This is a genomic window from Mesorhizobium sp. LEGMi-168a (assembly GCF_058312955.1).
In genome coordinates, this window is sequence record NZ_JBZEGV010000024.1 from 72,464 (window position 1) to 84,732 (window position 12,269).

Annotated in this window: 12 protein-coding genes; 3 read left to right on the forward strand and 9 right to left on the reverse strand. The window is 63.1% G+C overall.

The window, feature by feature from the left end:
- Positions 1-27: 27 nt before the first annotated feature.
- From nuoH to AC4FWB_RS25765, 3 genes are read left to right on the forward strand one after another with little or no spacing between them, the layout of a single operon-like run.
- Positions 28-1,014, forward strand: coding sequence for an NADH-quinone oxidoreductase subunit NuoH (nuoH, locus tag AC4FWB_RS25755; protein ID WP_491029048.1), 987 nt, complete (start codon positions 28-30; stop codon positions 1,012-1,014).
- A 19-nt stretch (positions 1,015-1,033) separates the two neighbouring features.
- Positions 1,034-1,600, forward strand: a complete 567-nt coding sequence (locus AC4FWB_RS25760) for an NADH-quinone oxidoreductase subunit I (protein ID WP_491029049.1) — start codon at positions 1,034-1,036, stop codon at positions 1,598-1,600.
- Between the two features lie 45 nt (positions 1,601-1,645).
- Positions 1,646-2,086 (forward strand): CBS domain-containing protein, encoded by a 441-nt coding sequence (locus AC4FWB_RS25765; protein WP_491029050.1) that lies wholly within the window; start codon positions 1,646-1,648, stop codon positions 2,084-2,086.
- Between the two features lie 60 nt (positions 2,087-2,146).
- On the opposite strand, the gene nuoG is transcribed toward AC4FWB_RS25765, so the two are convergent.
- The 9 genes from nuoG to AC4FWB_RS25810 all read right to left on the reverse strand — a co-directional run bounded on the left by nuoG (position 2,147) and on the right by AC4FWB_RS25810 (position 12,265).
- A complete protein-coding gene (gene nuoG, locus AC4FWB_RS25770; protein WP_491029051.1) occupies positions 2,147-4,735 on the reverse strand; it encodes an NADH-quinone oxidoreductase subunit NuoG in 2,589 nt (862 codons plus the stop codon).
- A 33-nt stretch (positions 4,736-4,768) separates the two neighbouring features.
- Positions 4,769-6,034, reverse strand: a complete 1,266-nt coding sequence (nuoF, locus tag AC4FWB_RS25775) for an NADH-quinone oxidoreductase subunit NuoF (protein ID WP_491029052.1) — start codon at positions 6,032-6,034, stop codon at positions 4,769-4,771.
- Between the two features lie 4 nt (positions 6,035-6,038).
- Positions 6,039-6,551 (reverse strand): NADH-quinone oxidoreductase subunit NuoE, encoded by a 513-nt coding sequence (nuoE, locus tag AC4FWB_RS25780; protein ID WP_491029053.1) that lies wholly within the window; start codon positions 6,549-6,551, stop codon positions 6,039-6,041.
- A 16-nt stretch (positions 6,552-6,567) separates the two neighbouring features.
- A complete protein-coding gene (gene nuoD, locus AC4FWB_RS25785) occupies positions 6,568-7,782 on the reverse strand; it encodes an NADH dehydrogenase (quinone) subunit D (protein ID WP_491029054.1) in 1,215 nt (404 codons plus the stop codon).
- A gap of 27 nt (positions 7,783-7,809) precedes the next feature.
- A complete protein-coding gene (locus AC4FWB_RS25790; RefSeq protein ID WP_491029055.1) occupies positions 7,810-8,346 on the reverse strand; it encodes an NADH-quinone oxidoreductase subunit C in 537 nt (178 codons plus the stop codon).
- Positions 8,343-8,846, reverse strand: coding sequence for a NuoB/complex I 20 kDa subunit family protein (locus AC4FWB_RS25795; protein WP_491029056.1), 504 nt, complete (start codon positions 8,844-8,846; stop codon positions 8,343-8,345). The genes AC4FWB_RS25790 and AC4FWB_RS25795 overlap by 4 nt, the downstream gene beginning before the upstream one ends.
- The gene (locus AC4FWB_RS25800) at positions 8,834-9,199 is read right to left on the reverse strand and encodes an NADH-quinone oxidoreductase subunit A (RefSeq protein WP_491029057.1); all 366 of its coding nucleotides are present in this window, start codon (positions 9,197-9,199) and stop codon (positions 8,834-8,836) included. Before AC4FWB_RS25800 ends, AC4FWB_RS25795 begins: the two co-directional genes overlap by 13 nt.
- Before the next feature lie 154 nt (positions 9,200-9,353).
- Complete coding sequence (locus tag AC4FWB_RS25805; protein ID WP_491029058.1) at positions 9,354-10,793, reverse strand: NADH-quinone oxidoreductase subunit N; 1,440 nt, start codon at positions 10,791-10,793, stop codon at positions 9,354-9,356.
- Positions 10,790-12,265 carry an NADH-quinone oxidoreductase subunit M gene (locus AC4FWB_RS25810; RefSeq protein ID WP_491029059.1) on the reverse strand — a complete coding sequence of 492 codons (1,476 nt, stop codon included), beginning with the start codon at positions 12,263-12,265 and terminating at the stop codon, positions 10,790-10,792. The genes AC4FWB_RS25805 and AC4FWB_RS25810 overlap by 4 nt, the downstream gene beginning before the upstream one ends.
- Positions 12,266-12,269 lie beyond the last annotated feature (4 nt).

The following is a 12,269-nucleotide window of genomic DNA, read 5'->3' on the forward strand; positions in this document are numbered from 1 at the left end:
GTCCCGTTGAACGAGTGGCCTCGGATCATGGAACTTGTCGTTGCTCTCGGGCTGATCGTCTTCAAGGTCGCGTTGCTGATTGCGATCCTGCTGCTGCTGCCCTTGCCCCTGACCTGGCTGGAACGCAAGATCGCGGGGCACATCCAGCAGAGGATGGGGCCGATGCGTGTGGGATGGCATGGGCTGCTGCAGCCGGTGGCGGACGGGGTCAAGCTCTTGACCAAAGAAGACAACATCCCTGCCGAAGCCGACCGCTTCCTGTTCAAATTGGCGCCAATCCTGGCGCTCGCCCCGCCTTTCGTTGTGTTCGTCGCGGTCCCCTTCGGCGAAACCGTCTCGATCCGCGGTGCCGAGATCACCCTCTACGTCTCCAACATGAACGTTGCGCTCCTTTTCGTCTTTGCGGTGATCGGGATCGAGGTCTATGGCGTCATCTTCGGCGGCTGGGCGGCGAACAGCAAATACGCTGTCCTGGGCAGCCTCAGGACCTGCGCTCAGATGATCAGCTATGAGATCCCGATGGGGTTCGCGGTCATCGGCGTGGTGATGTTGGCGCAATCCATGAGCCTGCTCGAGATCGTGCGGGCGCAGGCCCATGTCTGGAACATCGTCTACCAACCGGTCGGGTTCTTCGTGTTCTTCGTCGCCGGCCTGGCCGAAGCGCAGCGCATTCCGTTCGACCTGGCGGAAGCGGAAGGCGACCTGGGGGCCGGGTTCCATACCGAATACAGCGGTATCCGTTTTGCGTTCTTCATGGTCAGTGAATACGCCATCATGCTTCTGACATCGGTCCTGGCGGTGATCCTGTTCTTCGGCGGCTGGAACGGCGTGCTGGTCCCGTTGCCGCCGCTCCTCTGGTTCGTGCTCAAGGTCGCGTTCTTCGTCTATGTGTTTATCTGGTTCCGCTTCACTTTCCCGCGCTACCGCTATGACCAGCTGATGGCGATCGGGTGGAAAGTCTTGCTTCCTCTGTCGATGGCGAACATAATCATAACCGGTGTTGCTTTCCTTTAGGGGCTGCAACGAGGCGACAATGTCGCGCGTACTGGACAGAACTGGAATATGGATCGGCTGGGCGTTCTTCGCCGATCTGTCGAACGCCTTGGCGCTGACCTTCGGCTACATGTTCTCCAGACCCGTGACCATGCAGTATCCCGATAAGGAAAAATGGTTGCCCTATTCGCGTTACCGCGGGCATCACTTCCTGAAGCGCGACGAAGAGGGCGAGATCAAATGCGTAGCCTGCGAACTCTGCGCGCGGATCTGTCCCTGCGACTGCATCGAAGTCGTCCCCTACGAGGACGAGAAGGGCAACCGGCACCCGGCAAAATTCGAGATCGACATGGCCCGGTGCCTATTCTGCGGGCTGTGTGAGGACGCCTGTCCGGCGGACGCGATCGCGCTTGGCCAACAGTACGAATTCTCGAGTTTTTCCTCGCGTGACCTGGTGATCGGCCGTGACGATCTGCTCGGCAAGCCGGGCAAGGCGACGACCGGGGGCGGCGTGGTCGCCGCACGCCTGAACACTGAACAGGACGTGCTGGTCGAGACGAGCGAGCCGCGGGGGTACAACTGGTGGCGGAATATTCGACGAACGTGAAGGCGCGCCGGCTGGCAAACCGGAGCGCGCAGACAGGAGGCTCATATGCTGGTCTGCCAAATCTTGAAGATTAAGGCACCTGAGGTCATTTCGGTCACTCCGGGTCAGACGATGGTGGAAGTGCTACGGCTGTTCCGGGAGAACAATATCGGCTTCGTGGTCGTCAGCCGTTTCCCCGGGGATTGCATAGGCACGCTGTCGGAACGGGACTGCTGCAACGCAGTTGCTGAACACGGGACCAAGGCGCCCATGATGCGGGTGGCTGAGATCATGAACCGCAGTGTGGCGACTTGTTCGACACAGGATTTGCTACCGTCGGTGATGGCGATCATGACCGAACGGCGCACGCGCCATGTGCTGGTCATGGACGGCGGTGCCCCTGTCGGCATCGTAAGCATCGGAGACGTGGTCAAGCATCGGCTCGACGAATTGATGAACAACGAGCAGGTGCTGTACGATTACATCGCCGGGACCGGTTATCACTGACGACGTCGGATCAACGCACAGAGTCAGGGGCAGGTTGCCGACGGGGAAGTTCGTAGGGCCTTAGCCCAGGTTCTCAGGCCGCGCCTCAACCCCGGCGACAGCGGCGATCTCGAAGGCCGCGTGCGCCATTTGAACGTCCACCGGACATGGGTATTCGCCCCGCCGCAGCAGGCTGTTGAGACGCAGGGATCTGTAGTTTTCGGGAACGAACACGAGGCCTGTGGGAAAACGCTTGTTGACCTTGAGCTTCGCCGTCAGTTCGCCTTGGGCGGATCGCACCACCACCCGATCGCCATCCGAAAGGCCAAGCTGCGCCGAATCCCGCGCGCTCATCTCGACATATGGGTCATCCGCGACCGTATTCAGGACCTCCGAGCGCTCGGAAAGATATCCGTTGTGGAACAGGCAGTTGCCGGTGACCAGCATGAGCCGGTCGGCTGCAATGGGGGCAGGCGGGAGGGCGAAGAACTCGCCAGCCGGTGGCGCAAGAGCCGCCTTCGTGAATGCTCCGTCGGCGCCAAGCCCGTCCTGCGTCAACCCCTGGTAGGCCGGAACCAGCCGGGCAACCTCGCTGAAGATTTCGCCTTGGATCGACGGCCGCAAGGCTTGGCCACGAAGCGCCGCAATGAAGTCGAATATCGCCAGATTGTCCCGCGCCTCGAGGGCGGGTTCGCGGAACTTGCAGACCTTCTGGGTCCGGCCTTCGTTGTTGGTGAACGTGCCGGATTCCTCGCCATAACTCGCCGCGGGCAGCACGACATCCGCCAGGCCCGCCGTATCCGTGAGGAACGCGTCCTGCACGATCAGGAGATCGGCGGCACGAAGCGATCGCTGCACAAATTTCCGGTCAGGATAGGACATCAGGGGGTCGCTTCCGGCGACATAGAGCGCACCCATTTGCTTCCTGTCACACAGCTCCAGCATGGCGCCGAAATCCGCGCCCGGTTCAGACGGAATTTCGGCGCCCCAGGCTCGTTCGAGAGTTGTGCGCGCCGCATCATTGGCGAGCGCGCGTAGCCCCGGCAGCGCCGTCGGCAGAACGCCCATGTCCCAGGCGCCCAGCTGGTTGGCACGGTCGAAGAGGAACTGCATCGCCAGGCCCTTGCCGAGTGCGCGGAGAACCTGCAAAAGGTTGTTGAGCTGCTGCAACGTCGCGCACGCTCGGGGCGATCTCAGGAGGTCGGCGCTGACAAGCACAGTGACGCTCCGGCATTCCAGCAGCGCTGCGGCCAGGCGGTTCGGACCGTCACTGTCGGTGCCCGCTGCTGGCCCGTCGGTTGTCGCGCCGATGTGCGCAAAAACGTCGCCCGGCAATGCCTGACCAGCCGCCCCCAGTCCGGCCACCACCTCGGCAAGGCCCTGAGCCTCACCGCCTGGCGGCACGCGAACGACTGCCCGCGCATCGGCGTCCAGACGGGATGGCCGCGCCGAGAGCATGAGCAACCTGGTCTGTCGCCGCCGCGCACCGTCTCGCAGCAAATATTCGGTGACCGGGTTCTCGTCGGTCACGTTGCCACCGACGACAAGCACACAGTCGTTGCCGATCACCTCTTCCAGCGGCGCGCGAGTGTAGAAGGCGGCCACCAACGGGCCAAGCGTCTCAAAGGGCGTGGACCAGCGCGACGAGCAGTCGATATTGTTGGTCCGGAATGCCGTCCGCATCAGCTTCTGGAACTGATAGAGCACCTCGTTCGGCAGGCGCGGCGAGGCTAGCCCGCCTGCGGCCTTGCCGGCGACGGTCGCCAGCCGCCGGCGGAGGTAGTCCCCGGCTTCGTCCCAGGAAACCGGAACCAGGACCCCGTCGCGACGGATCATCGGCCGCTTGATCCGGTCCTCGCTCCCGACGAAGTCGAGGCCGAAGCGCCCGCGCACGCATAGCGTTTCGCGGTTGACACCGTGCTCCACCTTCGAGCGGACCCGCATGAACTCGCCCTTGCGGGCGCCGACCGTCAGTTGGCAGCCGGTGCCGCAATGCGGGCAGACCGTGTCGGTCTCGACCAGGTCCCAGGGCCGCGCCTTGTAGCGATAGGGGAAGCTCATCAGCGCGCCGACCGGGCAGACCTCGACGCAATTGCCGCACTGATCGCAGCTCGCGAGACTGCCCTCGAAGCCGGTGACCGCGGTATCCATGCCTTTTTCAACGGTGCCCAAGGCGACCGCGCCGACGACTTCCTCGCACATCCGGACGCAGCGCTGGCACTGGATGCAGCGGTTGACGTTCATGATGATGACCGGGCTGAGACGGATGTCCTCGGAGTGGAACACGCGCTTGGCGTCGCGGAACCGGCTTGCGCGGGGCCCGTACGCCATCACCATGTCCTGAAGCTCGCACTCGCCACCCTTGTCGCAGATCGGGCAGTCGAGGGGGTGGTTGGCGAGCAGCATGTCGAGCATGGAAGAGCGCGTTTCGTCGATCAGCTGCGTGTTCGTCCGCACCACCATGCCGTTGGTGACCGCTGTGGCGCAAGCAGGCTGTAGCCGCCGCTGCCCCTCGATCTCCACCAAGCACATGCGGCAGGAGGCCAGCGCCGGCAGCCGCTTCAGATAGCAGAAGGTCGGGATGTCGATGCCCAAACGCTCGGCCGCCTGGAGCACCGTAGAGCCGGCCTCCACTTCCAGCGTTCGGTCATCGATTGTGACGCTTACCATGGCTTTCCTCGCGGTCCTCTTGCTGCGTCCTCCTCAGTGAAACGGGCACCTCCGCTCCTCGATATGGGCGACGAATTCATGCTCGAAATGCGCCAGTGCCGCCCGCAGGCCCATCGCCGCGCCGTCGCCGAGAGCGCAGAACGTGTTGCCGAAAATGCCTTTGCAGAGCGCCTCCAGCTGTTCCAGGTCGCCTGGCGCGCCCTGGCCCGCCTCGACCCGGCGCAGCACTTTCACGACCCAGTTCAGCCCTTCGCGGCAGGGGGTGCACTTGCCGCAGGACTCGTGGTGGAAGAACTCGATGATCCGGGTGGCGACTTTGACAATGCAGGTCGAGTCGTCGATCACGATCACCCCGGCCGAGCCGAGCATCGAGCCGGCGGCGGCCAGCGAGTCGAAGTCCATCCCGACGTCCAGTCCGCGCTCCGGGATTAGCGGCGCCGAGACCCCGCCTGGGATCACCGCCTTGAGCCTGCGCCCAGGTAGCGGTCCGCCGGCGCAGTCCTCGACCAGTTCGCGCAGCGGTATCCCCATCGGCAGCTCGTAAAGGCCAGGTTTCCGCACCTGTCCGCTGAGGCAATAGAGCTTCGGGCCGGGGCTCTTGTCCGGGCCGATGCCGCGGAACCAGTCCGGCCCTCTCGCCACAATATGCGGTACACAGGCCAGCGTCTCGACGTTGTTGATCACGGTCGGGCTGGCGTAGAGCCCTTCGACCGCCGGAAACGGCGGTTTCAGACGCGGCTGCGCCCGCTTGCCTTCGAGCGAGTCGAGCATCGCGGTCTCCTCGCCGCAGATATAGGCACCGGCGCCGCAATGGATGTGCATGACGAAGCTGAAATCCGAACCCAGGATACGTGGTCCCAGATAACCCTTCGCATGGGCCTCGGCGATCGCCCTTTCCAGCCGCCGGATCGCCAGCGTGTATTCCCCGCGGATATAGACATAGGCGGTTTCCGCTCCTATCGCGTAGGCGCTGATCGCCATGCCTTCGATCAACTGGTGCGGGTCACGCTCCATGATGATCCGGTCCTTGAATGTGCCCGGCTCGCCCTCGTCAGCGTTGCAGCACAGGTATTTCGGCTTGCCGGCACGCTTTGGCACGAAGCTCCATTTCAGCCCGGTTGGGAATCCGGCTCCGCCGCGCCCGCGCAGGTTGGATTTCTTGACGAGGTCGATGATCTCGTCGGGCGTGTGCTCCCGCAGCGCCTTGGCCAGCGCCTGGTAGCCGCCGCCGGCCTCATAGGTCGCGAGCAGATGGCCATCCGGCACGTCCACGTTCCTGAGCAGGACCGGTTCGAACATGGCGCTATTCTCCCGGCGGTCCTGCGGTGGCGAGATCGGCGCCGGTCGCCTGCCGCACCGTCGCGCGCAGCCTGTCCAGGAGCGCGTCGATCCGCGCGACGTCGAGGTCGCCGTGATAGTCGTCGCCGACCTGCATCACCGGCGCCATCTCGCAAGCGCCCAGGCATTCGACGGTCGAAAGCGTGAATAGCCCGTCCGGGGTCGTGCCGCCTTTCTTGATGCCGAGCACCTCTTCCAGGTGCCTCAGCAGGTCCTCGGATCGGCGCAGCATGCAGGAGACGTTGTCACAGAGCTGCAGGTGGAAAATGCCGACCGGCTCGGTATGGAAGAGGGTGTAGAAGGTCGCCAGTTCATAGACCCAGATTCGCTCGACGCCGAGGATGTCGGCGACCTCTTCCAGCACCGGGCCGGGCAGGTGGCCACGTTCTTTCTGCGCGATCAGAAGCGCAGGCATGATCGCCGAGCGCTGGTCGGGATATCGCGCCGCCGCCTCTTCGATCTTTTCGCGCATGGTCATCGCGTTCAAATCCCTGCTACTTGTCCACCTCCGCCATCACGGGGTCGAGGCTGCCGAGCACGGCGATCATGTCCGCCAGGTAGTGCGCGTTGGTGACCCCAAAGAGTGCCTGAAGGTTGACGAACGAGGGTGCCCGGACCTTCATGCGGAACGGTTTTGGCGACCCATCGCTGATGATGTAGAAGCCGAGTTCGCCCTTTGGCGCCTCGATCGCGGAGTAGACTTCGCCCTTTGGCACCTTGAACCCATAGGCCGACAGGTCGAAATGCTGGATCAGCGCCTCCATCGAGCAATGGACCCGATCCTTGTCCACCGGGAAGGCGATTGTCGGCATGTCGATCTGGAACGGCCCGTCGGGCATCTGGTCAAGGCATTGCTCGATGATCCGGACGCTCTCGCGCATTTCCTCGACGCGGCATCGCCAGCGTGCGTAGCAATCGCCTTCATCACGGGTAATGACGTTGAACGTGAGCCGGTCGTAGATCTCATAGGGCTCGTCGCGGCGGATGTCCCAGTCGACGCCCGAGGCGCGCAGGTTCGGGCCGCTCAGGCCGAGATCGATGCCGTCCGCGGCGGAGATCACGCCGATCCCCTGCGTGCGCTTCAGGAACACCCGGTTGTTGTCGACCAGCCGTTCATAGTCGCGGATCCGGTTCGGGAAGATGTCGCAGAACTCACGGATCTTGGGGAAGAACCCGTCGGGCAGATCCTCGCGCACACCGCCGACCCGGCAGAAGGAGGTGTGCATCCGCGCCCCGCTGATCATCTCCAATAGGTCCATGATCATTTCGCGCTCGCGCATGGCGTAAAGGAGCGCGGTCATGGCTCCCAGGTCCAACGGGAGGGCGCCAGTGATCAGGAGATGACCGGAGATCCGTGCCAGTTCGGCCATCAGCACGCGGATATATTGCGCGCGGATCGGCGCTTCGATGCCCAGGAGCTTCTCCACCGCCAGTGCGAAGGCCAAGTTGTTCGAGGGCGGGCAGAGGTAGTCGAGCCGGTCGGTCAGCGGAAAAATCTGGGTGTAGGTGAAGCTCTCGGCCAGTTTCTCGGTGCCGCGGTGGAGGTAGCCGATATGCGGGTCCACGCGTGCGACATATTCGCCGTCCAACTCAAGGACGAGCCGCAGCACCCCATGCGTGCTGGGATGTTGCGGGCCGAGGTTGAGAAGCACCTCCTTGGTGTGGGGCGCATCGGCTTCGGGCCAGCTCAGTTCCGTGACTTCGGTCATCTCAAGTCCCGGTGTGGAACGGCCTCCCTATGGAATGTCCTTGGTGGCAAGGTCGGGCTGCGTCGGTGGCGGGCCCTCGGCGCCAAACGGGTTCAGCTTGTCCCTGTAGCCCCGGAGCGGAAAGTCCTTGCGCTGCGGGAAGCCCCCGAACCCTTCCCACATATAGATCCGGCGCAGGTCGGGGTGGCCTTCGAACCTGATCCCGTACATGTCCCACGCCTCGCGCTCGTGCCAGTTGGCGGTGCGCCAGACCCCAGTCACCGACGGCACCCGCGGCGGATCGCCGAGGCGGCACTTGATCCGCACGCGCCATTTGTTGGGTAGCGAACAGAGGTGGTACACCGCCTCGTAGCGCGGTGCCTCGGGGTAGTGATCGACCCCGCAGATGTCGGACAGAAAATCGAACCGCAGCGCCGGGTGTTCCTTCAGGAACCGGCAAAGCTCGACGATCGTGTCAGGCGGAGCGGCGAAAGCGTGAATCCCATGCGAGAAGCCAAGCTCCTCGATTGCCTCGCCGAAACGTTCCGCGATCAGGGTGCGGATGAGGGACGTCTCCACGCTCATGGCACTGCGACCCGGTCCAGGGGCGTACCGGCCAGCGCCCTGGATTTCTTGATCTTCTCCTGAAGCAGAAGGAAGCCGTGCATCAGCGCCTCGGGCCGCGGCGGGCAGCCCGGCACGTGCACGTCCACCGGCACGAAGGTCTCCGCCCCCTGCACCACGGCATAGGTGTTGTAGACCCCGCCCGAGATGGCGCAGGTACCCATGGCGATGACCCAGCGCGGCTCCGGCATCTGGTCATAGAGCCGGCGCACCACGGGCGCGAATTTCCGCGTTATGGTGCCGGCGATGATCATCACGTCGGACTGGCGCGGCGAAGGCCGGAACACCACGCCGAAGCGGTCGAGATCGTAGCGGGCACACCCCGCCGAGATCATCTCGATGGCACAGCAGGCAATGCCGAAGGTTTCGGGCCACAGCGCCGACCTTCGACTCCAGCTGATCAGGCTGTCGGCGGTGGTGAACAGCACGCTGTCGCGGATCGCATTGTTCACGTCTCCCATTCCAGCGCCCCCTTCAGCCAGGCGTAGGCGAAGCCCACGAGAAGCAGCAAAATGAAGACGAACATCTCGACATAGCCGACCAACCCGATCTCTTTCAGGACAACGGCCCAGGGAAAGAGGAACATCGTCTCGACATCGAAGACGACAAACAGGATCGCGAGGATGAAGAATTGCACCCTGAAGCGGCCTCCGGCGGCTTCGCCCGCCGGGTCCATGCCGCATTCATAGGGCATGTTCTTCGCGGGATAGGGATTGGATTGGCGCAGTAGCGAGGAGATGAAAAGCGTAACCATCGCCACCAGAACAATTCCGGCGACCATGAAAAGAACCGGCAGGAACTCCATTCCGGTCACGTCGCGTAGCCCCGGTCACCCACCGAGGGCTTTGCTCAGGCCACTACCGACCTCTTTGGGACCGGTGATGCGGGCGCCCTGGGAAGCAACTTGGGCATTCCTTTCTTCCACAGCCAGAGTATTCCGTCGGCCGGATCATTGCAAATCCAATCGATCAGCCGCCAACTGCGGCATGTTGAGCAAGCCTCAGAAACCACGCCGGAAATAGGCCGATGCCGATGGTGCCGGCAGCGGTGAACGCGAGTGTGGCGCCGACCGCGGGCGTCAGCGCCGGGTCGAACGTGCTCTCCGGCTCGCGCATGTAGATCACCATCACGATGCGGATGTAGAAGTAGGCGGCAACGGCGCTCAGCAGCACCGCAATCACCGCCAGCATGACGAAACCCCGCTCGACGAGCGCGACCAGCACGTAGAACTTGGCGAAGAACCCGGCTGTCGGCGGAATGCCGGCCAACGAGAACAAATACAGCAGCATCAGAAGCGCCAGCCCGCGATGCGACTTGGCGAAACCGGCGTAGTCCTCGATGACCTCGCCCGAGAAATCGCCGTTCCGCATCATGATGACGGTGCCGAAGATGCCGAGGTTCATGAACGCATAGATCAGCAAATAGAGCATGACACTGGCGACCCCGTCCGCGCCGCCGGCCGCCACGCCGAACATGGCGAACCCGGCATGGGCGATGCTGGAATAGGCCAAAAGGCGCTTGAAATTGTCCTGCACCAGCGCCACGAAACTGCCGAGCGCCATCGTCACTGCTGCAATGACCGCGACGATGATCCAGACGTTCGAGGCTGCGACCAGTGGGTTGAGGAACACCCGCAGGATCACGGCGAACCCCGCTGCCTTGGGGCCCACCGACATGAAAGCGGTGATCGTCGTCGGTGCGCCTTCATAGACGTCCGGCACCCACATGTGGAACGGCACCGCGCCGACCTTGAATACCAGCCCCGCGACGATAAAGACCACAGCCAGGAGCAATCCGGGATCGAGCGGATCACCGGTCACTGCCGCAGCCATTCTGTCCAACTGCGTCGTGCCGGTGAGCCCGTAGATCAGCGAAACGCCGTAAAGGAAAATCCCGGTCGAGACGCCGCCAAGGATTACGTATTTCAGCGCAGCTTCGTTCGACCGTTGCTGCTGCCGCAGGAAGCCGGTCAGCACATAGGTGCAGAGCACCATCAATTCGAGGCCTACATAGATCGACAGGAGGTCGGTCGCCGAGGCCATGATCATCATTCCCGAAAGCGCCAAGAGCAGCAGCACATAGTATTCACTGCTCCCGATCCCTTCGATCTCGGCATATTTTCGCGAAAGAAGGAATGTCAGAACTGTGGCCAGGTAGAACACGACCTTGAAGAAGACCGCGAAGCGGTCGGCGATGAACATGCCCGAGTAGGCTGGCCGCACCTCGCCCGCCAGCATCAGTGTCCCCAAGGCGGCCATCAGCACGACCGCGACTGAAGCCCAGACCAGGAAATCTTGCTGCCTCTTCCGCACAAACTGCCCCAGGATCAGTAGGATGCAGGCCCCGGTAACCACGACGATCTCGGGCAGGCTCGCCAGAATCGACTGGAAAAGCGCGGCGGCGGTCATTGGGTGCCCCCCTTACCGTGCACCTGCGCCAGAAGATGCTTCACCGAAGCGTCGACGATCTCGAGAAAGGGCTTCGGATAGAGTCCGAGCCAAAGAACGAAAACCGCCAGCGGCAGGATCGCCGCTATCTCGCGGGCGTTCACGTCACGGATCTTGAACCGCAGGCCGATGCTGACCGGACCAAGCGCGACTTTCCTATACATGCCGAGTAGATAGGCCGCTCCCAGCAAGGCCCCCAGAACGGCTGCAGCGCCGACGGCCAGGTTGGCGGCGAACGCGCCTGACAGCACCAGCAACTCGCCCACGAACGAATTCGTTCCCGGCAGCGCCATCGACGACAGGGCGAATAGTGCAAGGAACGCCGTATAGACCGGCGCCGCCTTCATCAGCCCGCCATAGTCCGCGATGCTGCGGGTATGGGTCCGCTCGTAGATAAGGCCGACGGACAGGAACAATGCGCCTGTCGTCACGCCATGATTGAACATTTGCAGGATGCCGCCCTCGAGCCCACGGAGGTTCAGGGTGAAAATCCCCAGCGTCACCAAGCCCATGTGGCTGATGCTGGAATAGGCCACCAGCTTCTTCAGGTCGTCCTGCGCCAAGGCGAGCAACCCGCCGTAGACGATGGCAACCGCCGAAAGGACCTGCATGAGCGTCGAATAGTGCACCGTCGCCTCGGGCAGCATCGGCAGCGAGAACCGCAGGAACCCATAAGCGCCCATCTTCAGGAGCACGGCAGCGAGGATGATGCTGCCGGCCGTGGGTGCCTGCACATGGGCATCCGGCAGCCAGGTATGGACCGGAACCATCGGCACCTTGACCGCGAAGGCGATCAGGAAGGCGAAGAACAGCCATGACTGGACCTGGAACGGCAAATCCTGCGCCATCAGGGTGCGGATGTCGAAGGTCTCACCACCGTGGAAATACAGCACGATGACGCCGATCAGGAACATGAGGCTGCCTGCCAGCGTGTAGAGGAAGAACTTGAACGCTGCATAGACCCGGCCGTCGCCGCCCCAGACGCCGATGATCACGTACATCGGAATCAGCATTGCCTCCCAGAAGACGTAGAACAGGAACAGGTCCAGCGCGCAGAACACGCCCAGCATCAGCGCCTGCATGGCCAGCAGGCTGACCATGAACTCCTTCACCTTGCGGTCGATCGCAACCCACGAGGCAAGCACGCAGATCCAGCCCAACAGCGCGGTCAGGAATACGAAGGGTGCGCTGATCCCGTCGATGCCAAGTGCGTAAGTGATCCCTAGCGCGGGCACCCACGGGCGCGTCTCGGTGAACTGCATCTCGTGGGTAAAGGTGTCGAAGCCGCCAAGCATAGCGATGCAAAGCGCGAAATCGAGGACAGTGACACCCAGTGCCGTCCACCGCACCACATCGTCGTTGCGGATAAACATCAGCGCCGCTGCCCCGACGGCCGGCGTGAACACGATGAGGCTAAGCAGAGGGACCGCCATCGCG

Coding starts and splice junctions, on each gene's coding strand:
- nuoH (WP_491029048.1), top strand. CDS start 28: ATGGAACTTGTCGTTGCTCTCGGGCTGATCGTCTTCAAGGTCGCGTTG.
- AC4FWB_RS25810 (WP_491029059.1), bottom strand. CDS start 12,265: ATGGCGGTCCCTCTGCTTAGCCTCATCGTGTTCACGCCGGCCGTCGGG.
- AC4FWB_RS25765 (WP_491029050.1), top strand. CDS start 1,646: ATGCTGGTCTGCCAAATCTTGAAGATTAAGGCACCTGAGGTCATTTCG.
- AC4FWB_RS25805 (WP_491029058.1), bottom strand. CDS start 10,793: ATGACCGCCGCCGCGCTTTTCCAGTCGATTCTGGCGAGCCTGCCCGAG.
- AC4FWB_RS25795 (WP_491029056.1), bottom strand. CDS start 8,846: ATGGGAGACGTGAACAATGCGATCCGCGACAGCGTGCTGTTCACCACC.
- nuoG (WP_491029051.1), bottom strand. CDS start 4,735: ATGGTAAGCGTCACAATCGATGACCGAACGCTGGAAGTGGAGGCCGGC.
- AC4FWB_RS25790 (WP_491029055.1), bottom strand. CDS start 8,346: ATGAGCGTGGAGACGTCCCTCATCCGCACCCTGATCGCGGAACGTTTC.
- nuoE (WP_491029053.1), bottom strand. CDS start 6,551: ATGACCATGCGCGAAAAGATCGAAGAGGCGGCGGCGCGATATCCCGAC.
- nuoD (WP_491029054.1), bottom strand. CDS start 7,782: ATGACCGAAGTCACGGAACTGAGCTGGCCCGAAGCCGATGCGCCCCAC.
- nuoF (WP_491029052.1), bottom strand. CDS start 6,034: ATGTTCGAACCGGTCCTGCTCAGGAACGTGGACGTGCCGGATGGCCAT.
- AC4FWB_RS25760 (WP_491029049.1), top strand. CDS start 1,034: ATGTCGCGCGTACTGGACAGAACTGGAATATGGATCGGCTGGGCGTTC.